General features: G+C 39.6%; 21 protein-coding genes and 6 pseudogenes. 16 read left to right on the top strand and 11 right to left on the bottom strand.

Going from position 1 to position 22,744, the window contains the following annotated elements:
• Positions 1–210 precede the first annotated feature (210 nt).
• Positions 211–390 carry a hypothetical protein gene (locus ACEWFH_RS19015; protein WP_473725271.1) on the top strand — a complete coding sequence of 60 codons (180 nt, stop codon included), beginning with the start codon at positions 211–213 and terminating at the stop codon, positions 388–390.
• Here the strand turns inward: ACEWFH_RS19015 and ACEWFH_RS19010 are convergent.
• The 9 genes and pseudogenes from ACEWFH_RS19010 to ACEWFH_RS18970 form a co-directional block, all read right to left on the bottom strand.
• Positions 387–1,318: pseudogene (locus ACEWFH_RS19010) on the bottom strand (ATP-grasp domain-containing protein). The gene ACEWFH_RS19015 and the pseudogene ACEWFH_RS19010 overlap by 4 nt on opposite strands.
• Before the next feature lie 98 nt (positions 1,319–1,416).
• Positions 1,417–1,653, bottom strand: a complete 237-nt coding sequence (locus tag ACEWFH_RS19005; RefSeq protein WP_473727356.1) for a DUF4129 domain-containing protein — start codon at positions 1,651–1,653, stop codon at positions 1,417–1,419.
• 97 nt (positions 1,654–1,750) lie between these two features.
• Positions 1,751–2,221: a hypothetical protein gene (locus tag ACEWFH_RS19000; protein WP_473725270.1), complete on the bottom strand. Its 471-nt coding sequence runs from the start codon at positions 2,219–2,221 to the stop codon at positions 1,751–1,753.
• A complete protein-coding gene (locus ACEWFH_RS18995; RefSeq protein ID WP_473725269.1) occupies positions 2,176–2,622 on the bottom strand; it encodes a hypothetical protein in 447 nt (148 codons plus the stop codon). Before ACEWFH_RS18995 ends, ACEWFH_RS19000 begins: the two co-directional genes overlap by 46 nt.
• Positions 2,616–3,833 carry a DUF58 domain-containing protein gene (locus ACEWFH_RS18990; protein ID WP_473725268.1) on the bottom strand — a complete coding sequence of 406 codons (1,218 nt, stop codon included), beginning with the start codon at positions 3,831–3,833 and terminating at the stop codon, positions 2,616–2,618. The genes ACEWFH_RS18995 and ACEWFH_RS18990 overlap by 7 nt, the downstream gene beginning before the upstream one ends.
• Position 3,834: 1 nt before the next feature.
• Positions 3,835–4,781, bottom strand: a pseudogene (locus ACEWFH_RS18985) (AAA family ATPase).
• Between the two features lie 167 nt (positions 4,782–4,948).
• Positions 4,949–5,236 (bottom strand): annotated as a pseudogene (locus ACEWFH_RS18980) (3D domain-containing protein); the annotation flags it as partial.
• Positions 5,237–5,272: 36 nt separating this feature from the next.
• Positions 5,273–5,458: pseudogene (locus tag ACEWFH_RS18975) on the bottom strand (peptidoglycan-binding domain-containing protein); the annotation flags it as partial.
• A 303-nt stretch (positions 5,459–5,761) separates the two neighbouring features.
• The gene (locus ACEWFH_RS18970; protein WP_473725267.1) at positions 5,762–5,920 is read right to left on the bottom strand and encodes an aspartyl-phosphate phosphatase Spo0E family protein; all 159 of its coding nucleotides are present in this window, start codon (positions 5,918–5,920) and stop codon (positions 5,762–5,764) included.
• 214 nt (positions 5,921–6,134) lie between these two features.
• Here ACEWFH_RS18970 and ACEWFH_RS18965 point away from each other — a divergent pair, with 214 nt between their 5' ends.
• Positions 6,135–7,709: a cation:proton antiporter gene (locus ACEWFH_RS18965; protein ID WP_473725266.1), complete on the top strand. Its 1,575-nt coding sequence runs from the start codon at positions 6,135–6,137 to the stop codon at positions 7,707–7,709.
• Between the two features lie 24 nt (positions 7,710–7,733).
• On the opposite strand, the gene ACEWFH_RS18960 is transcribed toward ACEWFH_RS18965, so the two are convergent.
• Positions 7,734–7,898 (bottom strand): Spo0E family sporulation regulatory protein-aspartic acid phosphatase, encoded by a 165-nt coding sequence (locus ACEWFH_RS18960; protein ID WP_473725265.1) that lies wholly within the window; start codon positions 7,896–7,898, stop codon positions 7,734–7,736.
• A gap of 481 nt (positions 7,899–8,379) precedes the next feature.
• Between ACEWFH_RS18960 and ACEWFH_RS18955 the strand changes: the two genes are divergently transcribed.
• The 14 genes and pseudogenes from ACEWFH_RS18955 (at position 8,380) to ACEWFH_RS18890 (ending at position 21,973) form a co-directional block, all read left to right on the top strand.
• The gene (locus tag ACEWFH_RS18955) at positions 8,380–9,399 is read left to right on the top strand and encodes a hypothetical protein (protein WP_473725264.1); all 1,020 of its coding nucleotides are present in this window, start codon (positions 8,380–8,382) and stop codon (positions 9,397–9,399) included.
• The gene (locus ACEWFH_RS18950) at positions 9,357–9,665 is read left to right on the top strand and encodes a hypothetical protein (protein WP_473725263.1); all 309 of its coding nucleotides are present in this window, start codon (positions 9,357–9,359) and stop codon (positions 9,663–9,665) included. Before ACEWFH_RS18955 ends, ACEWFH_RS18950 begins: the two co-directional genes overlap by 43 nt.
• Positions 9,662–9,934: a hypothetical protein gene (locus ACEWFH_RS18945; protein WP_473725262.1), complete on the top strand. Its 273-nt coding sequence runs from the start codon at positions 9,662–9,664 to the stop codon at positions 9,932–9,934. Before ACEWFH_RS18950 ends, ACEWFH_RS18945 begins: the two co-directional genes overlap by 4 nt.
• A gap of 26 nt (positions 9,935–9,960) precedes the next feature.
• Positions 9,961–12,453, top strand: a complete 2,493-nt coding sequence (locus ACEWFH_RS18940; protein WP_473725261.1) for a DEAD/DEAH box helicase — start codon at positions 9,961–9,963, stop codon at positions 12,451–12,453.
• Between the two features lie 223 nt (positions 12,454–12,676).
• Positions 12,677–12,808, top strand: coding sequence for a hypothetical protein (locus tag ACEWFH_RS18935; protein ID WP_473725260.1), 132 nt, complete (start codon positions 12,677–12,679; stop codon positions 12,806–12,808).
• Between the two features lie 32 nt (positions 12,809–12,840).
• On the top strand, positions 12,841–13,602 hold the full coding sequence (locus ACEWFH_RS18930; RefSeq protein WP_473725259.1) for a hypothetical protein: 762 nt from the start codon (positions 12,841–12,843) through the stop codon (positions 13,600–13,602).
• 17 nt (positions 13,603–13,619) lie between these two features.
• Positions 13,620–14,389, top strand: a pseudogene (locus ACEWFH_RS18925) (SDR family NAD(P)-dependent oxidoreductase).
• A gap of 127 nt (positions 14,390–14,516) precedes the next feature.
• Positions 14,517–14,795: an HU family DNA-binding protein gene (locus ACEWFH_RS18920; protein ID WP_066236049.1), complete on the top strand. Its 279-nt coding sequence runs from the start codon at positions 14,517–14,519 to the stop codon at positions 14,793–14,795.
• 171 nt (positions 14,796–14,966) lie between these two features.
• Positions 14,967–16,811, top strand: coding sequence for a PAS domain-containing sensor histidine kinase (locus tag ACEWFH_RS18915; RefSeq protein WP_473725258.1), 1,845 nt, complete (start codon positions 14,967–14,969; stop codon positions 16,809–16,811).
• Positions 16,812–16,865: 54 nt separating this feature from the next.
• Positions 16,866–17,114: a hypothetical protein gene (locus tag ACEWFH_RS18910; RefSeq protein WP_473725257.1), complete on the top strand. Its 249-nt coding sequence runs from the start codon at positions 16,866–16,868 to the stop codon at positions 17,112–17,114.
• Between the two features lie 77 nt (positions 17,115–17,191).
• Positions 17,192–17,634 (top strand): annotated as a pseudogene (locus ACEWFH_RS18905) (helix-turn-helix transcriptional regulator).
• A gap of 100 nt (positions 17,635–17,734) precedes the next feature.
• Entirely contained in the window at positions 17,735–19,483 is a 1,749-nt protein-coding gene (locus ACEWFH_RS18900) for a metallophosphoesterase family protein (RefSeq protein ID WP_473725256.1), read from the top strand.
• A 350-nt stretch (positions 19,484–19,833) separates the two neighbouring features.
• Positions 19,834–20,274, top strand: a complete 441-nt coding sequence (locus ACEWFH_RS18895; RefSeq protein WP_473725255.1) for a chemotaxis protein CheW — start codon at positions 19,834–19,836, stop codon at positions 20,272–20,274.
• A gap of 10 nt (positions 20,275–20,284) precedes the next feature.
• Positions 20,285–21,973 carry a methyl-accepting chemotaxis protein gene (locus ACEWFH_RS18890; RefSeq protein WP_473725254.1) on the top strand — a complete coding sequence of 563 codons (1,689 nt, stop codon included), beginning with the start codon at positions 20,285–20,287 and terminating at the stop codon, positions 21,971–21,973.
• Positions 21,974–22,376: 403 nt separating this feature from the next.
• Here the strand turns inward: ACEWFH_RS18890 and ACEWFH_RS18885 are convergent, their stop codons facing one another.
• Complete coding sequence (locus ACEWFH_RS18885) at positions 22,377–22,697, bottom strand: YbjQ family protein (protein ID WP_473725253.1); 321 nt, start codon at positions 22,695–22,697, stop codon at positions 22,377–22,379.
• Between the last annotated feature and the right edge of the window lie 47 nt (positions 22,698–22,744).

Below are 22,744 nucleotides of genomic sequence, written 5' to 3'. Positions count from 1 at the left end.
GGGTCCTGTGCACTAACGCCAATTAACACTACTCGTTGAAGTGAACTCTCTTATCGCTTCAAAGATATTTTCCAAATTCTTCTTTATTAGTTGATTGTAGTGGATGGTGGGAGACTCCTGCGGGACAGGCGGGCAGTCCGAAAAGTGGAAGTGGCTCGTTCAGCCCCGACAAGCAAAAGGTGAATGGGCGAGGAAGGCGCACTTTGCCTTTTGGACCGTTTAACTTTTGACCTCGAGGGGCTAGCCACTGCAACTAGACAGGTGAGACACTTAAAAGTGAAACGTACAAATGTGGCTCACCGCCTGCCCCGCGGAAAGCGAGCACCTGGAACGGAAATCAACTTCTTTCAAAAGCAACAAAGTATAAACTTTAAAAAGAACCTAGACTAATACAGCTCTTTGCCTAAAAACTCAGCTATTGCCTTCATACCATAAATGCCTGCTTTTTCTTCAGCATCTCGGTTGTAGTTCGTGTTTGTGTTCACATCATACGCATAAACGTTTCCTCGCTTATCCGTAATGATTTCAATTCCGGCAAACGTGATGCCATTTGCTTTTAAAAACGCTTCGTAATTCGCTTGAAGGGGAGTGTAAAGTCCTTTAAGATTCTAAACTTCGGCTCTGGTTCTTCTGATTGCTCGGTAATCGGGCAGAACTGATCACCAATCTGGCATGCATCTGCCGGGCAAAGTTCAAATCCTTCTGACGTATCCACGCGTACGGCATATAAAAACTTACCACCAATAAATTCGCAGCGAACAATGTAAGGTTCCGGTGCTTCGATATAGTCTTGTAATAGGGTAATACCGTCAATTGATTCGTCAAATTCTGAAGAATTCACATACGATTCAAGAGCAGCATGCGTTTGAAACAACTGAACTCCTAGTCCTTTGCCAGCGCGGTTATGTTTTGTAATAAATCTACCATCAAAGCTTTTTGCTGCTTTTAATAACTCCTCTTTTCCATAAGCGGCAATCGTGCGGGGAACAGGAATATCAAAAGCTTTTAAAGCGCTATATTGACTCACTTTGCTGATTTCAAGCTGAAGAGCTCTAGAATTGTTAAACACTGTTCGTCCGTAGCTTTCAAGCCAAGCTAACACAGCAGCGGTATATTCAGGTGCATATCGATGACCTCTTGTGTGAGAGGAAGCACTCATCCGGTTATAGAAAATGCCTTCTGGCGGAGCTTTCGTTAAGTCGATGTGCCCCTTTGCCATGTGCCAGTCTTCATATGGAAGTCCAAGCTCTTCAAAACGCTGAAACAATGGAGCAGTCCAGTCGATATTTTCATGTATAACATATATCTTTTTTGTCATTGTATCCTCCTTAATATTGTAATTCCGACTACTTCTATAACTCTAGTCTATAATATGAAGGAGATAATGAACAGTAAACGGAATCAAAAAAGAAGCCTTTATTTAGACTTCTTCTTTTGAAGGCGATCTGACTTTTCAAGCTTTTTAATAGCAACTGCATAGTGGTGGAATTCATCATTCGTAATGGTCTCTTCACCGTATCGAACTTTTTCATATGCGTTTATAACAGACTCAGCTTCGTCTCCTGACAATTTTAATCTTTCAAACCAAAGGGCTGGGGATTCTCCTGGCTGCCTCGAAAAACCGCGTTTATCCATTGTTTTCTCAAAGCGCAGAAATCGCTTTCGTGTACGATCATTAGAGTGCAGCCATCTTCTTTTAGAAAAAAGTTGCCGTTCATGTCAGCTTGACTTAAAGCAGATAAATTATCGCTTAACAAAAGGTCTTGTCTGCCGGGTAGAAGCGATTTTTTCTCCAAATATAAAATCCCACGATCAGCACAAGCACGATAACACCAGACCACCATAGAATCGAAAAATCGGGAGCTGTATACTTTTCAGGCGAAAAAATTTCTTCCTCAACCTTGCCAATTTCGCTGTTTACTTGTTCATCCTTTTCAAATAACTTGATTAAGTATTGAAGAGGTACGGTGAGAAAGCTAAACAGTTTCCACAATGGAACGGCCAAAATATAGTACATCACGAATAATACGCCATCAACTAGCCAATAAATCAGTTGTTTAATCGGCCCTAGAAGGATAAAAATAACTGCACTTAAACCAGCAATGGTAATTGGAATAGAGAAATCTTTCCATAGTTTATCAGCAGATGGATTCTTAAAATAATGAACGGTCATCTTTATGAAGAGCATAAATAAGAACTGCAGCCAAACAGCACCATACATGACGGTGTATCCATCTTTAAAAAGAAAGATAGCAAAAGAGAAAATACAACCGATACAGCTAAAAGCAGTTCTAGATCAGCCTTTAGTGGATCCTGCCAATTTTCTGTGCTTCTCCATATGAAGATAGATGATAAAATGGCTGAAAACAATAGTGAAGATGTTAACAACCAGAATAAAAATATTGCCAATATGAGCGTAATGACGAGAGTTCCTTTTAATAGAGACGGCTTATAAGTGAAAAGAGAACCGCTTAGCGCAATAATCGGAAGCAATACTGTTATATATAACAAGAGATTTTGCCAAGTGCCTCCCTGTAAAAGCAGTACATACAGCAAGTATAAGAGCATGCTATCAAAAATCATGTTCATTCCGTATAGGATAAATCGTTGACTGTTTAACATGTAACGACCTCCTGTGCCATATATGGCATAAGAAATGCTTCGTATTCGCTATGGCTGATATAAAAGATTCTTCCACCAGCTTGCATCCATTTCTTTGTCATGAAGATAGTATCTTTATCGTTTGGAATATGACCTAAAAGGATAACAAACGGAACTTTACCTGCTAAATTTCGGTTTATCTTTGTCCACATATACTCAGGTTTAACCGTTACATTTGATCGATCTATGCGAGCAAGTCCTTCTAATACTTTACTTAAGTGTTGAGGTCCGCTGTCTGTAGGGACGTGATACATGCCGAGTGGACCGGGAACTTTGAAATTGATGTAAACTTCAAAAGGTATTCCTTTTTCAGCGGCAAATTGGCACATGAATGCAAGATAACTGATCTCGTTTTCTGTTTCATCCGCTGTTCTCATATCTTTATGATCAGGCTGTATGGTATACACAAACGTCCAGTGAAAGACCACCGTTTTTTCAAAAACTTTTGTTTGGAGTGTACCTGTTCTTGCAGTTGCTTTCCAGTGCAGCTTATGAAAAGAGTCCCCATAAGCATAATCCCTATTGCCTGCTGGAAGTGATACATTCTCAAACAGGGCAAATGGGCGCGATGTTTCACCAGTTCCTTGATAAAAAAGTTGCTCGATTCGATGGACAGGAAGTGGTTTCGGATAAACAATGATCTCAGTTGGAAATAATTCACGAAACGTCAAGGATTGTCCGCTCGTTTGAAGCGGGTCATGAATATGTAGCGTAACATTCGAGATTCTAGTCGTTCCACGTTTTAAAGCCACAAATGGAATCTTTTCTGTATAGGCTGTTTTTCGATAAATAGCAAATGGCCGTTTCACTTCTATTCTGCCTTTGGATGATGAAGCAGACTGATCGGGTTCTGCGGATGAAATAATTTTTTTATGTGTAAGAAAGATCTCACCTCTAAAAGATGGCCAGAAACCTTTATGGAGAAGCTTTACATAAAAGGCATCCGAGTCCCCAGGGAACAGCCGATAGACTTGTCTAACACGTTCCACATTCAAATCTTGAGCTGCGGATTTAAACTGCAGCAGTGTAGCGCCGTAAAAGAACAAGATAAACAATCCGAGCAGAAAGAGAAATGAAATATTGCGATAAAACCCAATGATGAAAAGTAAAGGACTAAATAGAACAAGCACCCTGAAAACGGGCTTAATCCATACTTGATTACTCCACTGCATGTTATCTTCCTGCCTCAGATTCTACAGGCACATCAATAGATCCCAAGATGTCACGCAACACATGCTCTTTTGTTTTCCTCATCGTGCCCTCCATCGTTAGAACTAAGCGGTGAGCCAGAACATAAGGAGCAACGTATTGGATATCATCAGGTGTGACAAACATCCTTCCTTGTACATAAGCAGCACCTTGAGCCGCTCTCATAAAGGCAAGTGTTCCACGAGGAGAGACGCCATTCTCGATAAACTCGTGCTTTCGAGTAGCTTGAACGATAGAAAGCAAGTAATTTTCAACCTCATCACTCACATGAATGTGCTGTACTTCTTGCTGCATCAATAGAATATCTTCCAGCGAGAAGACGGGTTCCAATGTATCTTGCGGATTTTTGGAACGATACATATGAAGCATTTCCTTTTCTTGATTGTAATCAGGGTATCCAGAGGGCAGTTTCATAAAAAACGATCAAGCTGCGCTTCTGGAAGTGGGAATGTTCCGTGAGATTCAATAGGGTTTTGAGTTGCGATTACTAAAAAAGGAGATGGGAGTTTAAGAGTTTCACCATCTATCGTTACTTGTCGCTCTTCCATAACTTCTAAAAGACTAGACTGAGCACGAGGCGTTGCACGATTAATTTCATCTGCTAATAATATATTCGTCATCACTGGTCCTGGCCGCATCTCAAATTCCTGGTGTTTAGGATGAAAGAATTGGATTCCGGTAATGTCAGCAGGAAGGATATCAGGAGTGAACTGGATCCGTTTAAAATCTCCCCCGATCAAACGAGCAAGGCTTTTTGCGAGAACCGTTTTTCCTGTGCCAGGAACATCCTCTAGTAATAGGTGTCCTTTATTCACGATCGCGATCATCGTCAGTTCAACGAGTTCGTCTTTACCCGTTAGAACTTCTGCAATGGCATTTTTCACGGTAGTCATCTGATTCAGTATATTCATTTATGTACTTCCTCTCTAAATATATAATCCAACTTTACCATTATTATAATATTTAGAAAATGAAAAAATGTAATATTTTTGAAATTAATGTAACAAAGAAAAAGCTCACCGCCTTGTAATAGAGATGAGCAAATAAAAAAGATGGGGTCTAAATGCCCCATCTTGTGTTAGTTAATAATTGTGATGTTAACGTTTTTTCTACCCCAGTTGACTGCATCGGAATAGTTTTTCATGAATACATCAATTTCGTTCCCTTTAATTCCGCCACCGATATCATCAGCTACTGCGTAGCCATAACCAGGTACGTATACAACAGAACCGATTGGTATTACATTTGGATCAACGGCAACAACTTTTGCATAAGGAATCTCTTTTAAGTTTGTGCCTCCATAAGTCGTACCACTGCAGCCATCACAACTTGCTGTGTAAGCTGTAGAAGCAACCGTCATGGTTTTCTTTTGTATGTTATTTTGGATGCTGTTGAATGTTTGTGGTCCAGCAATTCCATCTACTGATAAGCCTTTTGCTTTTTGATAATTTGTAACTGCTTGTTTCGTAACAGGACCATAATAACCTGTTGTAACAGCAAAATCATAATATCCCATCGCTTTTAGTTTTCCTTGCAGTTCATATACGTCATTGTCCCAAGCACCTGGTCGGAGAGTGTGATCACCCATTGCCGCAAATCCGCTAACGGGAGCAGAAACGAGCAATCCGAATGCTAGAGCCCCTGTAATTACCCATTTTTTCATCATGATAACTCCTCCTAATATGTATAATTGGTTAAATACGCCTCGGTTGCCAATTATACTAATCGAATGTAACAAAAACATTAGGAGAAGGTAACAAGTAGATTACAATAATATATTCATATAATAATAGGTAAAAAAGGTAGTAACTGGTTTAGGGTGGGAAGGTAGTTGAAGTTCAATTGAATTTTCCTATCAACTCGACAAATTTCCCAGGAAATAGACAAGAATTTACGTCTTCTCTCTAGGTTCTTTCATAAAACCATCAAGACTGTTTAATAGCTGATCTAATTCCTGACTGCATATAACGGTTTCTTGTGCTGTAAGTCCATAAGTTTTTCCAAGGCAGAGCAGTACTTCACGTTTTTCCTCAATTAATTGCAATAACATGTTATATTCACAACTTTCATGAGAGATTTTGTCTTCAATAAATATGCAATAGATTTACTAAAAGAGAAAGGGTTTCGGCTAAAGTAGTGGCAATGTTACAAAAACCTACAAAAAGTTTAATGAGAATGTCGAATTCAAATCACATCATGTTCTGTCTGAATCATGATGGTTTAGAGGAATATAAAAGAATGACAGAGTTAGAGAGGAGTTCATTATGCATCACTCACTAAATATTGCTTTGGTTCTATTGGCTGTAGCTGTTGGTGTGACTGCTCTAGCAAAGAAAATGAATAAACCATATCCCATTGCGTTAGTCATTGTTGGTGGAATCATTGGTCTTGTACCTGTTCCTGAGCTAGATCCATTAAAAGAAATTATTCAGGAAGGACAAACTTTTCAATTTATTATCATCTCTTTATTGCTTCCGACATTGCTTGGTGAGGCAAGTATAAAGCTTCCCTTTGGTCATTTGCGTGATCATGTAAAACCTATCATAGCGCTTGCGATTGGCGGAACATTAATAACGTTTTTAATTGTAGGAGCAGGTTCTTTTTATGTACTCGGTCTGGGGTTGCAAACTGCTTTTGTTTTTGCTGCATTGATGAGTGCAACTGATCCTGTTTCCGTGTTAAGTATTTTCATATCACTCGGAGTGAACAGGAAACTCTCGACAATTATTGAAGGAGAAAGCTTATTTAACGATGGTTTAGCTGTCGTCCTATTCATGATCGCTTCAATCTATCTTCCAACATATATTGAAATGGGAGCAGGTGGTTTTGTATCAGCTCTACTGATGCTGCTAAAAGTATCGATAGGGGGTGTACTCGTTGGTGGAGGGTTAGGTTATATTTTTTCAAAGTTTACGAGCTGGTATGATGATTATCCGCTAGAGATCTTATTTTCAATTCTCTTGTTTTATGGAAGCTTCTTAATCGCTGAAAGCATTCATGTTTCAGGAGTCATCGCAGTTGTAGTCGCTGGACTGACTTTTGGAAACTATGGAGCGAAGATCGGAATGAGTCCAACAACGAAAATAAATATCCATTCCTTTTGGGATGTATTAGCTTTGTTTGCCAATTCTCTCGTATTCCTGCTTGTAGGTTTAGAGATTGCCTATATCGATATTAATGATAAATGGGGATTGATTATTAGTAGTATTATCCTTGTATTAATTGCAAGAACAATTGCGGTTTACGGAACGCTGTTTTCCATGAAAGGTATACCAACAAAGTGGAAACATGTTTTAAATTGGGGAGGACTTAAAGGCTCCTTATCCATTGCACTTGCCCTAAGTTTACCTAATGATTTTCCTGGCAGAGAGAATATTATTATCTTGGCGTTTAGTGTGGTGTTCTTTTCACTGCTTGCACAGGGAATGACGATTTCTTCTATGATCAGTCGGTTAAAGATTAATGATCCAAACAAAGAGAAAACAGAATATGAAGAAGTGTTCTTAGCTGTAAATAGATATGAATCTGCTATAAAAAGATTATATCAGCTGAAAAAAGAAGTAACCATTTCATCCGTTGTATTTGAGAAATGGAAAGCATTGTACGATTATAAAAGTGAAGAGTCAAAAAAGAGATTAGATGAAATGTATGAACAGCATCCAGAGTGGAGAAAATCACAGGAATACAAGGCATCCATTGAAGCTTTGTATGCAGAACATGAGGCAGTTGAAAATCTTCTTCGAAAAGATATGATTTCGAGTCAGTTAGCGGAAGAGGAAATTGAGCGGATACTCGATAAGATTGAGCAGCAAAGAACAAATTATAACGCGCAAGAATAGAATGGCCGGTAATCGGCCATTTTATTATGCTTTCTGTTCCATTCTGGCGTATTGGTTCAACAGTTGATCAAGCTGCTGACTTAGTGTTACTAGTTTAGGATGTGTCAGTTCGTAGTTGAGTTGAGAAGAAATACGATATAATTCTTCTCTTAACATACTAATTCGTTCTTGGACAGTGTTCTCTTTCATAAGTAAATCTCCCTTTTATAGCAGGCTCTGTTGAGTGCCTTTGTTGGTATCTTTGGTATCTGCTACCGATGAACAAGTATTATTGCAACTGGCTGAGATATTACCATGAATACTAGCCGTTATAGCGAATCCTTATTTATGGCTTTTGCTTTTGTTCTTTTCTTCATTGAAAAGTTGATTGGAGTGTAAGGTGTGAGACTCCTGCCCCGCGGAAAGCGAAGCACCTGAAACGGAAATCAACTACTTACAAGAACAGCAATGTTTATTCTTTGAGTAGTTTTAAATACAAATCAACGCTCTTGTTTATCTATTATCGGTAGAAAATGGAACAGTTTAAAGGATTGAATGTGTTTCTTTGGTCAATTTAAGCTGTTTCCTTTAAAATAGATATGATATACATGAATGATTGTACAATGAATCCGCTATAATTGGTAATAAAAAGGAAGGGGAGACGGAATGAAACCAACTGAAGAACAGGAAAGTGAGAAAAAAGCCTTACTATGATACACCTGAACAAAAAGTTCAAAACACACATTCTGTTCAGCTGTGGCGAGAGTATTTTTCAGAGCGGTTTGAAACATTCGAGAAACGTAAAATGCAAACCGTCTCCTTTCGCGATCTTGTAGACGGAAAAGATACGAGCTATACGTTTGTTCATATTTACCGTGATTATTATCCTGCTCTCTTGAATGCAGGACAGTTTTTTGATGAAGACATTGCTTTATTATATAAATATCACGTACAGATTGAAACGCTGATTCGGTTATTTTCATTTGAAGCACAATATGGTGTGGCTACTTATATGCAAGCAAACTTTGATGCGACGGTTGAAAAGCTTTCTGATCAGATGTATGTGACGTTAAAACAGATCAACAGTGAAAAGTTGTTGCAAGAAAATAAGAAGCTTGTAGAAGAAAGCTTACGAAATTTCCAAAGCCTTTATGAAATTCCTCCTAAATGGGGACATCTGCTTTTTTATCTTTTTCAGATCAGTTGGTCGCTGCTTTATATGGATCAAGCCTGGGTTACAAAGTATGAAGAGCAGCTGTTAGAGGAAAAAGAGAGCGGTAAGACTTCGCAGATGCTAGAGTTGGCGCTTGTTCATTTTGCTTTTGCAAGCGGAAATGACACTCTTGCTTTTGAGCGGCTAAGCCAAAGTGAAAAGAAAGTAGACATGGTTCATTATCTCGTTTGGATGAAGTTATTAGTAGATAAACAAGAATGGGACCGTCTTTTATTATGGCTTCTTGATTTAAAGCCATATTTCTTAGAAGGTGTAGGTACTTATTATTATCATTCTGATTCACGTGAATTTTTCCACGAGTATTTAAGCTATTTTTGGAAATACGCTCAACATACAGGCGATGAAGATCAGTACGAAGATATGCTGATTGAATTCTTACCGATTACCTTTTATGAGTACGGCGAATATTTGATGGTGATCGGCGAGCATGAACGTTGGGTAGAATTGCAAGTGATCATGGGCTATTCCCTGAATTAATTCAAAGAAAGGACTTGAAAGAGGTTGTGTCCTTTCAAAAGGAGACTGTTCTGCCAATCTATCATCAAACGATTGACAGATTGATTAATGAAAGAACAAGAAAGTCTTATCAATCAGCCATTAAACATTTAAAAACCCTTCGTTCTCTATATTTTGATCTTGGGGAAGAAGAACGCTTTTCACAGTACATCGACAGAATTGCTACTGTTTATGGGCGGCTTAGAGCCTTTCAAGAAGAGCTAAGGAAAGGAAAGTTTATTTCATGATCGATACAAGCAATCTTTTGCTTCACGCGAAATGGCTTCAGGGAAATATGGTTTTATGGGCCACTAAACATGCGAAAAGAGTGCATGTAAACGACTGGAAACCTCTTTTATTTACATGGCATCAGCCTTCATTTTACGGAACTATGCTCGATATTGACGATGATCAGAACATCTATTTAAATGCTGGAGAAGCCTTTATCCTTTTTAATCGGTACCCGGATTTCTTTCTCTCTGAAAAAACTGGGAAGAGGATTCGAGGACTTTTGTAAAAGAGGCAAATGATGTTTTTAGCCTGTTGAAGAAAGAAAAGGTTACGCCAGATTTTGAAGCATGGAAGACAGGGAATTGGGCATGGAGAACAGGCGGAGAACCTATTGAATCTCAGTGGATAAACGAAGCGCTCTCCACATTGCCCAATGATGCTTCTATTCCTATGCCTTCACGTTTTAACAGAGAGCGAATGAGGGGAATACCTCGGCAAGTTATATCTGCCTTAAGCCATTTGGATGAAGACGAATGGCTTGTTAAGATTGGCTGGCGAGAGGATCCGAAGCCGTTTAATCTTATTTTTGAATTGTCAGAGCCGAAAGAGGATGAAGAGATCGGTACGGATGTATGGCACTTGAACGTCTTTCTTCAGGAAAAAGAGGACGGGATTCGTGTACCTTATCAGGGTAAAAGCACCCTCCTGCCTGAAGAATGGAAACCGTTTAAAGAGATGCTCGAATCGGATATTGAACTTGTGTCGAAACTTATTTCCTGGCTAAAACTTACGAATCGTAAAGAGGTTAGCAGTGAAATTTCGGAAAAAGAAGCATGGGATTTCTTGACTCTTAAAAGCAATCTGCTGAAGCAAATTGGAATGATTGTTGTGCTTCCAGAGTGGTGGCAAACGGTCCAAGAACTGCAGCCTAAAGTTAAAGCGAAGATTAAGACAAAATCTCAAGTTGCTGGTGGAGCTCCTTCATTTCTTGGTTTAAATGCCATCATGCAATTTGATTGGAGAATGTCTACAGGAGACGAAGAGCTTTCAGAGGAAGAGTTCCGCAAGCTTGTTGATGGCAGCAGAAGGCTTGTACGCAGAAACGGCCAATGGTATAGAGTGGACCCTGAATGGATGAAACAAGTTCGGCACTTAATCAAGAATGTAGACCGTACAGGAATTCAATTAAAAGACGTGTTAGAGCAGCATCTTCTAAATATGGAGACCAATCCATCTGAAGATGGCCTTGAAGGAATAGATGGAGAAGGTCCAATGCTCGACATGGAATGGGATGAACCCTTAAATTTATGGATGGATCAGCTTTCTGAGATTAAGTCACTCCCTGTTGAACCGAAAGCTGAGAACTTACAAGGAACGTTAAGAGAATATCAGCAAACGGGAAGCTCGTGGATGTACTTTCTTCGAGAGTTTGGACTTGGCGGCTGTTTGGCAGACGACATGGGCCTTGGAAAAACGGTACAAACGATCGATTACTTTTTAAAAGTGAAGGAAAAAGAGAATCAGGAAGGGACATTTTTACTCGTATGTCCTACTTCTGTTATTGGAAACTGGCAAAAAGAGCTGGAGCATTTTTCTCCGACACTAACGGTTGGTCTTCACTACGGTTCAAACCGGAAAAAGGGTGAAGATTTTGCTGAATGGTACAAAAAGTATGATGTCGTTATCACGTCATATACGACGTGCCAGCTTGATTTTAACGAGATGGGCGGTACGTTCTGGGAAGCGATCGTGCTTGATGAGGCACAGAATATAAAGAACAGTTATACTAAACAGTCAAGAAGCATCCGGAAGCTGAACGGACGTCATAAAATCGCTTTAACAGGAACCCCTGTTGAGAACAGATTGCTGGAACTATGGGCTATTTTTGATTTTCTGAATCCAGGATATTTAGGAAGTGAACCATCATTTCAGAAAAAATTTGTGGCACCTGTTGAAAAGGATAATGACAGTTTGCGTTTGCAGCAGCTAAAGCAACTTGTACAGCCTTTCTTGCTTCGCCGAACAAAAACGGATCCAGCCGTTCAGCTTAATCTGCCTGAAAAACAAGAAATTAAAGAATATTGCCCGTTATCCAAAGAACAGGCTTCGTTATATGAAAGACTGGTTCAAGATACGTTTGAACAGCTCGAAAAAGTGACAGGAATGCAAAGGCGCGGTCTCTTGCTTGCTATGCTTGGCAAACTAAAGCAAATTTGTGATCATCCGGCTCTTTATACGAAAAACGATAAACTGGGTAAATTAGAGGATCAGTCTGTTAAGTTTGCTAAGACGATCGAGTTAATTGATGCCATTATCGAAAAGGATGAAAAGTGTCTGATCTTCACCCAGTTTATTTTTATGGGTGAGCTAATCAAGAAGTATGTAGAGAAAAAGTTTGGCAGAACCGTACTCTTTTTGCACGGAAGTCTAACGAAGCAAAAACGAGATGAAATGATAGAAAGCTTTCAAAATGGAGAGCATCCTATTTTCATCCTATCTTTAAAAGCTGGAGGAACGGGGTTAAACCTGACGGAAGCAAACCATGTTATTCATTACGACAGATGGTGGAATCCAGCGGTAGAGAATCAAGCAACTGACCGTGCTCACCGTATTGGGCAAAAGAAATTTGTTACGGTTCATAAGATGATTACACTGGGTACGCTTGAGGAAAAGATTGATATGATGCTTGAAAGCAAGAAGGAGCTATCAGAAAAAGTGATTCAGAGTGAAAACTGGATTACCGAATTATCTACAGATGAATTAAAAGATTTATTTACGCTTAGAAAAGAATGGGTAGAGTCGTAAAGACATGGCTTTTGAGTCATGTCTTTTTTTGGTGTGCTTCTGAGGCGCAGTTGCGTTTAGAGTTTGTCGGGTTTTGTAGACTCGCGGTATTATGATCAAAACTCGCGGGATTAATTCAAAACTTTAAGGGATTTTTTCTTTTCCTGAATAAATTACTCATCATCATAATCCATTTTTTTGATAAACTTATTTAAATATCCAAAAAATAGGGGGTGTTGAAGCGATGCAAATCGAATCGATGTTAAGCTGGGGGATGTCTGTCGTACTTATTTTGTTTTTGGTGCTCATTTACATAAAAAAGGCGGACCGTGATGAACCTTTTTTAGGCTGGAAACTGGTGGGCTACTTCTTTTAGGAACCTTTACTTTACGGTTGGAATCATGGATCTTGCCTTTAGGAATTGCGGTATTCCTAATTTTTTTCCTACCTAAGATTATTACGAATAAACAATCGAAGAAGTGGGCTGCATCATTAGGTGTTGTTTCCTTTGCTTCAAGTCTCATCATTTCGCACTCAGTTGAAGCGTATTACGAAGGAATGATACATATAAAGGCAGCTTCGGATAATGCATATGAAATGAATTTTATAAAAGAGTATGAGAAAGTGAAAGCAGCATTGGATGCAGAAGGGGAGCTTGCTATCAATAATCTAGAGCTATCGTTTGAAAAAAATGGTAAAATTCAGCAACTCACCTATGAAGCTGTTTACACCAGAGACGACCGAAACATGAGTTCATGGGTCACCCTGCTAGATGCACAATATCAAGTGGTTACACACATTGTGGAAAATGAAACAGAGATGATGAATTATCAAAACTATATTTCCACACCGAACGTCTATTTTAAAACGATGGATCTGCATGGTTTAAAAGAAATGGTAGCAAAAGGTGATTTATATTATGTGAGTTTCACAAACTCTGACGAGGTGCCTTTTGATGTTGAGGATGGCTCGTTTTGGGATATTGAGAGAGCTGGTGTTCAAAAACATACAAAAGCCGCTGCAGCTGACGAAAATGCAAATGCTGAAGAAGAAATGGACCCTCAATTTTCCTATCAAATTCGTATAACGACTATGAATGCAATGGGGGCTGGATCTTATGAATCCGATCAACAGAGATACTTCGCCATATCACCTGAACTTTATAACTAAAAAAGGAGGCAACTAAAATGTATTTACCGTCATTCTCATTAAAAGGCAAGACAGCGCTCGTAACGGGTGCTGGGAGAGGAATCGGACATGCGATCGCAATTGGGTATGCTGAAGCGGGAGCGGATGTTGTCATCGTTTCACGGACACAATCAGATCTGGAAAAAACAGCTGAAATCATCAAGAATACTGGTTCAAAAGCGTACATATTCGAAGCGGATGTAACGAATAAGGAGCAAATAGAGAAAATCTTTGAAACTCTAGATTCAAAACAGATAAGAGTGGATATTCTCGTAAACAACGCTGGCATGAACATTCGTTCAAAAGCGCTTGATGTATCTGATGAAGAGTGGGATAAGATCATGAATACAAACCTGCGCTCAGCGTTTTGGTTCTCTCAAAAAGCGGGAGAACGAATGAAGGATGCGGGTGGAGGAAAGATCATTACGATTTCCTCTGTTGCCGGTCATGTTGCCCTCAGAACGGGAGTAGTCTATGCATCTACGAAAGCCGCAATCATTCAAATGACGAAGAACCTTGCACTTGAATGGGGAGAGTATGGTATCAACGTAAACAGCATTGGTCCTTGGTACTTTAAGACACCGCTTACGGAAAAACTTCTTGCAGATCAAAAGTACTTGAATGATATTTTAGCTGTTACCCCGCAAAAAGAGTAGGAGAACTTCCGGATCTCGTTGGACCAGCCGTATTCCTCGCAAGTGAGGCAGCGAATTATGTAAACGGTCAAACATTATTTGTTGATGGAGGAATGACGGTACAGGGCTTTTAAAGTGTTAATTATTAAACTATATAAATATTTTTCGGAATTTTATATCTTTCTGTATGAAAATTCAAATATCCGTTAATAATGTTGCTACACAAGCAGTTATTTTAATGTTTGAAGGGAGCAACTCTTAATGAAAAAGATGGATTTAGTAGATGCAGTAAGAAATGCAACAAGTATGAACAAAAAAGAATCAGCGCTTGCCGTTGATGCTGTGCTAGATGCGATTACAGATGCTTTGAAAAATGGAGAAAGCGTGCAGCTTATCGGTTTCGGAACATTTGAAACAAGAAACCGTAACGCAAGAAAAGGACGCAATCCTCTAACTGGGGAAGAGATTATGATCCAGGCAAGCAACGTTCCGGCATTCAAGCCAGGAAAATCGCTAAAAGAAGCGGTAAAAGCTGTTTAATCGCCATCAAATACAGAAGACGCTTTCCTCAAAGGAAGCGTCTTTTTGTCATATTAAGGCGAAAAATAAATGAATTTGACGTTCGAATGTTCAAAAAATTTGAAGGAAACGAGACCCTTTTATTTAAATAATAGACGTTAAGAAAGTTTTAGTAAAAAAGGGTGGATAAAAATGAAAGTAATAAGCCAGGACGAACTTCCTGCGGTTGCCACTTTAAAAGAAATGATCGATGTCCTGCCTGAATTTGTGTGTTTGAAATACCCGGATGGAACTTGGGCAGAAGCAAACCGGTTCGCTTTGAACATTTATGGGATATATGACAACGAATATAAAGGAAAAAGTCTTGAGGAAATGCAAACAAGACTTTCGCACGAAGCGATTGAACGATGCAACATCTCTGATCAAAGAGCTTGGGAGTCTAGAAAACCGATTAAAACAGCTGAAAAAATACAAATGAAAAGCGGCCGCACCGTTATGCTGGAACTTATTAAGCAGCCAACTTTTTCGAAGGACGGAAAGCCGCAAGTATTAGTGGTTACTGGAAGAGATATAACTTCTCATAAGCAGAAAGAGGAAGAGCTCAGCGTTGCACTTGATCTTTTAGAATCTGTTTTAAAAGGAACGACTGACGCCATTCTTATCTTAAATACAAGACAAGAAGTAATTAAAGTAAATGATGCTTTTATTCAAATGTTTGGTTGGGCAGAAGAAGATTTTGCAGAAGAAAATGAAGACTATCCTGTTATAACACCGGTACATCTACAAGGAGAATCAAAGGAAATTATCGATCTGTTGAAGCAAGGGCAATCGGTTCCACTGCATGAAACACAGCGTATTCATAAGGATGGAACAGTTTTTGACGTGTCTGCTTCTTTTTCGAACATCTGTGATATGGATGGAAAGATAATGGGATTTGTAATTGTTTACCGTGATATTACTTCTCAGAAAAAAGTAGAGCGTGCTCTACGGGAAAGTGAGGCGAAATATCGTTTGATCGCAGAACATTCTACAGATTTAATTACTGTGATTGATCCATCGGGCATGATTCAATATGTATCTCCTTCTCATTTTACGGTGCTCGGCTACAAAGAAGGTGAGATTAAAGGCGCCATCCTAGATCTTGTTCATCCGGATGATATGGAAGATCTATCCGATCATTTTATGAGATCACTTGTGAAGAAAGAGCCGTTTCAGACAGAGTTCAGGCTTCTTCACAAAAATGGCGACTGGATTTTGTTGGAGACTCGCGGTGTGCCGGTTATGACAAAAGAAGGTCATGTTGAGAGTCTAGTGACGTTTGCGAGAGACGTAACAAAAGCGAAGCAGACTGAAGAACTGATGCTGAAATCTGAGAAATTGTCTGTTCTTGGGGAATTGGCTGCTGGAGTAGCACATGAGATCCGGAATCCTTTGACTTCCTTAAAAGGATTTACAAAACTATTAACAGATGCAGATGATGTGATCCGTTTAGAATATCTACGTATCATGGAGTCTGAGTTAAACCGAATCAACGACATCGTCGGAGAGTTAATGCTGGTAGCTAAGCCACAGGCGGTAAGCTTTGAACATACAAATATTCAAGAACTGATCTATAGTGTTGTAAGATTATTAGAAACTCAAGCCATTATGAGAAATATCCAGATCTGGGTAAACATTTCTGATAACATTCCTCTCGTTTACGGGGTGGAAAATCAGCTTAAACAGCTGTTTATCAACTTGCTGAAAAATGCAATCGAAAGCATGGAGAAGGACGGCGAGATCCACATCAAAATCGGAACCCGCAACGACTCTGTTGTTCTTGAACTGAAAGACCAAGGATGCGGAATCCCAGCAGAGCGTCTAAAGACACTTGGTGAACCTTTTTACACGACAAAGGAAAAGGGAACAGGCTTAGGGTTGATGGTTTGTTTTAAAATTATTGAAGAACACGGTGGAGCAATTCAGTTCTCATCGGTTGAGAACGAAGGAACTCGTGTGGAAATCGAACTTCCAACAGCACCTGTTTCAACAAAATAAAGGTTTATTGAGCTCGAAATCCGACCACACTGTGTGTAAGGGAGTGTGGGAAAAATGGATAAATACCGAATCTTTTTTGTATATCGTGTAAAGAATTTAAATTATATTCACGTACATGGTATGAACATGGAGAACAAGAAATTATTTACCGTTCTTATTTCATCTCCAAACGATGAGATGAACCTGGCACATCATCACGAAGAGCTTCCAAATGAATTGTTGTCATTGTTGGAAGTGGAAAGCACCCGAATTAACGCGGGGCTCTATGATCTTGCTCATTGGGAACCTTATACGTGTAGCTGATGCTCCTTTCGTTTTTGTTGAAAGGAGTTTTTTTGTGTAAAATGTTCCTAAAAGGATAAAAGGAGATTTTTCTAACAATGACACAAGATCAGATAGTGGATCTGTTAACGGGCAAGATTAAGCTTGTGCGAACAGAACTTGGCTATACACAAGACAAGATGGCAGATATATTGGGTATTTCAAAAAAACGCTAGTCCAAATAGAAAAGGAAAGAATAAAAGCGAGCTGGACTGTAATCGTTGCATTGTGTGCATTGTTTCGTAATTCTGAAATACTTAATAATGCTCTTGGTGGAAATCCTCTTGATGTTATGGAAGTCGTAGTCCACCAGTATGTAGCTCCATCAAAAGAAAAAACATGGGGTGGCCATGTTTGGTGGAAGGAAGTTGATTCACATAAAGGGTACCGGCTTCAGCAGAATGTAATCAGCCAGCATTACCGGATTCTTGATCAGAACGACTATCGTGTTTATAGTTCCTATGAAGAAAACGAAGCAAAAAAGAGATTGAAAGAGATATAGTGCAATAACTCATTCATAAAATATTTAAAGTGCTGTTACATTAAATTTACGTTGTGCTGTTACTTTCAAGATGCAAGTTATTTTGAAGGGAGAGCATCACATGAATTGGAAAACGAAGCTAACAGCGCTTGTTATCTCGGGTGCATTGACGATACCTGCCGGACAAGCTCATGCCTTCTTATCTGGTATTGACAAACAAGATGGCGGGATTGGGAACACAAAAAACTATTTGGATCAAGTTCCTAATATAGCACTGGATCCAAAAGTTGATAATATTATTTATCCGCTTATGGGAACACCTGCAATCAAAAAGAATGGTTCAGAATTAACAGTAAAAGTTGATACAAAAGGAAAAGAACCTGCAGGATGGGATGTTTCTCTAAACCCAACAGAAGCAGCTAAAGTGGAGGGAACATTTAATCTTCCTGTAAAAAGTGTTCAAAAAGGATCTTCGTATTGGAAAGACAGCTCTTCCATTTATGAAGTAACGGTACAGATTCCTAATGATGTACCAGAAGAATTGTTTGATCTGCAAGTTTCATACACCGGAAACGGAACCCGCATCACAGATGATGAACCGAACTCGGTTAAAGTTGTAAAAGAGTTTAAAAAGGATTTTAAGTTCATGCACTTAACGGACATTCATGTAGGCTCTCCAAGAAACATTGCAGACCCTGCTAACATAACTGAAGCGGGAATGTGGCACCCTGATGAATCAAAACGCTGGCTTTATCTTCAAAAAACAATCAATCAAGTCAACTTATTAAAGCCTGACTTTGTTGTAATGACTGGAGACTTAATGTACGGTCAGATGAATCCGCAAGAATATATTTACGAGTATGAAGAAACATACCGCATTCTGAAGAAGTTTGATGTTCCTGTGTATATCGTTCCAGGCAACCATGACTATTATGCGCAAGATGCGACGTTAGCTGATGGAGCAAAGTATTGGGAACAATATTTTGGTCCGCAGTATTTTTCATTCGATTACGGCCCGTATGCTCACATGATCGGGTACAACTCTTACGACTGGCACAAGTTTGACCGTCAAGGACATGGCACGGTTTCAGTACCAACATGGGGTGGACAAATTCGTGATCAGCAGATGGAATGGATTAAGAAAGATTTAGCGGATAATAAGGCAACAGCCGAAGCAGGACAAGTAAAAGGATTGTTCTCGCATCACAATCCAATCTGGCGTGATCGTGACATCTGGCCATCTACAGATCCAGATGTAACGGAATACTGGAAAGAATATGATGCTAAGCATGACCCTCAAAATTTGAGCACGCTCATTAAAGGTGAGAAGCTAGGGATTGAGTACGATCAACAATGGCACGGGGAAGGTTCACATGAACTGATTGATGTAATGAAACAAAATTCAGTGGATATCTCTCTGCACGGTCATACGCACATCGATAATATTACAGAGCAAGACGGAATTCTGTATTCTACAACAGCTTCTGTAGAGCTATCTGCTAAGCCATGGGTTGGTTATCGATTGTTTGAAAAGAATACAACAGATAAAACGTTCAGTTCCTATGTTTACGAAGGTCCAGACAAATCGATGCCAGTTTATGAAAATGGAAATACGTCAGCAGGCGTCGTTTCCTTTGAAAATAAATTCGTGCTTCCTAATGATGGATCACAAGTTACGCAAACAGCGACGCTGACTAACCGTTTAAATAAACCAGTAACAGTCAATATTCCATTTTATATGAAGCAAGGCAGCTATACACCATCCGCTGGTGAAGTAGTTGAAACACAATTATATGGCACAAAACAGTTTGTAGAAGTGCAGGTCACTATTCCTGCAAACAGTGTTAAGAATGTTGAATTAAAAAGATAGATTCAGATTAACGCCTGGGCGAGTTCCAGGCGTTTTTTGGTGTGCTAAAAAATGCTGGCTTTGAGTTGTAGTTGAAGTCGAATTTCCGCTGAATTGTGGCTAACGTGAAATTATTTAAATTAACGTGAAATTATTAAAGATAACGTGAAATTAAATAAAATAACGTGAAATTATTCAAATTAACGTGAATATAATCGGGGTCGATATAGAAATTGAAACCTTTCGACTCTCTTTTAGCTCCTTTACATCAATTTTTTAGAACTAAAACAATTGAAATACGTAACCGATAAAAAGAATGGGACTTATGACTACCATTTAACGTCGAAATACCTAGAAAAGGAGCAAGTGAGATGTCACTTAGCACTCAAACATTAAAGATTGTAATTATTATGGCCGGTGAAGAACAATACGGCTTACCGATTGAGCATGTAGCTTCTATTGAACGTGTTCTGGATATTACACCCATGCCGGAAATGCCGTCAGAGGTGTTGGGGGTTATTCATCTGAGAGGAAATGTCATTCCGATTATTGATTTTGGACATCTTATCGGAAAACGTAAGACAGAAACGACAGATAAAACTAGAATCGTTATTTTGCAAAATGAGGATCGTTACTTAGGATTGTTAACAGAAGCAGCAACAGATGTTATTGATATTGAAGCAGAATCCATACAGTCACCAGGAAGTTTTAACCCAAAAGAAGATTCATTGATACAGGGTGTTTCCAAACAGGATGAGGGTCTCATCATTGTACTCAATTGCCCTGTTATTTTTAGTAACAGAAATCTATAAGAGGTGACGTATGAAACTAACGTTAAGGAAGAAGCTTGTTGGATCATTTTTAATCATTGCTGTTCTATTTGCCGCAACGTGCGGGGTATTCTTTTATTTTCTAAAAGACATGCAGAATACATACAGTGATTTATTAGACAGAAGATCGGTCATCTTTCAAAATGCTAAAGAAATAGAGCTTCAGGCGACCATCCAAAACAACAGTGTTCGTGAATATTTGCTCGAGCAATCATCTGAAAGTAAAGATAAGCTGACAGACGCAACGACTCGCATTGAGACACTTGTTAATGAAACGATGAAACTCGTTCAAGTAGATGCGGATAGGAAAAGGCTCGAGAAAATCTATTATTTAAACAACGACTATAAAAATGAGTCAGAACGAGTTCTGCAAAACTCAATGAGCAATATGGAAGCGGCGAACGAATATGCGAAAAGCACACTTTTTCCATTAGGAAGAGAGATGCGGGATGTAACAGAAGAAATGGCGAAGAGACAAGCCAATCTGATGGATGAAGGTAAAATGGTAGTTGCGGATGAGGAGAAATTTATCGTTACTCTTATCACGATCTTGGGAATTGTGATCGTTATAGCAGCCTTGGCAATCGGTTATACCATTTCACGGATGATCTCAAGGCCTGTAATCAAGATGGCAGATATGCTAAATGACATCGCGGACGGCGATCTAACAATGGATCCGATCTCTGTAAAAAATAAAGACGAAATCGGAATGCTCGCAGACGGTATTAACCACATGGGGACAAACTTAGCAACCCTTATCAGACAGGTGAGAGCAACGGCAGAACAAGTTGCAGCTTCTTCTGAAGAGTTAACGGCTTCTGCAGCACAGACAAGCATGGCAACAGAACAGATCGCGACAACCATTGGGGAAGTGGCGGGTGGATCACAAGAACAGGTTAGTACCGTTGAAAATATTGTTGAAGCAATGAACCAGCTTTCTGCAGGTATTCAGCAGATCGCGGTAAGTATGCAGAACATGTCAGAAGCGTCCTCTCGTTCATTACATGTGGCAGAAGGCGGAAATGAAACGATACAGCAGACGATTGGTCAGATGGATGCAATCCATACTTCAATGATCAGCACGTCTCATGTAGTTAGAGAACTAGGCGATCAGTCACAAGAAATTACGAAAATCGTGGATGTTATTACCGATATCGCAGGGCAGACAAATTTGCTTGCACTAAACGCAGCCATTGAAGCGGCACGAGCGGGTGAGCAAGGCAGAGGATTTGCGGTCGTTGCAGATGAAGTTCGAAAGTTAGCTGAACAATCTTCTGCATCCGCTCAACAGATCGGACAATTGATTAACCAAATTCAAGAACTGACTGATAAAGCGGTCCAAGCGATGAAGAGCGGAACAGATGAAGTAACAGGTGGAAGAGAACTCGTGCATCAGTCAGGTGAAGCTTTCAGAAGTCTTTATGAAACCGTAGCAGAAGTCTCCAACCAAGTAGGGGATGTTTCAGCTGCAACGCAACAGATGACAGCAAGTACTGAGCACGTTGTAGGATCGATCGATGTGATTTCATCTATGGCAGAAACCGCCGCTTCTTCTACTCAAGAAGTTTCTGCTTCAGCAGAAGAACAGCTTGCAAGCATGGAAGAGATTTCTTCTTCATCCAACGCACTTTCACAGCTGGCAGAAGAGATGAATGATGCTATTAACAAATTTAAAGTATAGAGGTAAAAGCCGCCGCTAGTATAACTGGCGGCTTTTTGCTGTTGTGAGCCTGAGGTTGAGCGAGCATAAAACTCCGTGAGCGAGCATAAATCATCATGTACATAAACAATCAAAACAAATATAAACAAAAGCTGGCTCCTCAAGGAACACATCCTTAAAAAACCAGCTTTGTTCTATCTATTCTTCTTTATAAAATCGATCACCAGTGTCAGGATTGTAGTACACGCGCTCTCTTTTTCCAGAGGTTGGATCGATGGAGATTTCCTCAGTCCAGATATAACCTGAAGGCACTTTTGTTTCACTTTTTTATAGCGCTTATCGTAATACATCCAGGAGATAATCCCCAAAATAATAATAATGACGATGGAGAGCACTTGCCAGCCGATAAGGATGTTTATAATATTCATTGCTTTTCAACAATAACTGCTGTTCCGTATGCGACGATTTCGCTCATGTTATTGCCCATCTCACCTGAATCAAAACGCATCATGACAATGGCGTTCGCACCCATTTCTGTAGCGTTCTTAACCATTCGATCAACGGCTTGCTTACGGGCATCTTCCAACATGCTCGTATACTCCTTGATCTCCCCGCCCATGATTCCTCGAAGTCCTGCCATGATATCGCCGCCAATTCCACGCGCACGCACAACGACTCCAAAAGCAGAACCTTTTACTTCTTTTACTTCATAACCTGTTATGTTTTCTGTTGTAACCACGATCATAATGACGCCCCCCTGTTTTGTTATACAAATAATACGGATGAAACAAG

This window comes from Fictibacillus sp. EA-CB0309 (assembly GCF_055814265.1).
The sequence above is the reverse complement of the archived record's forward strand: the minus strand, read 5'-3'. Positions and strand labels throughout refer to the sequence as shown.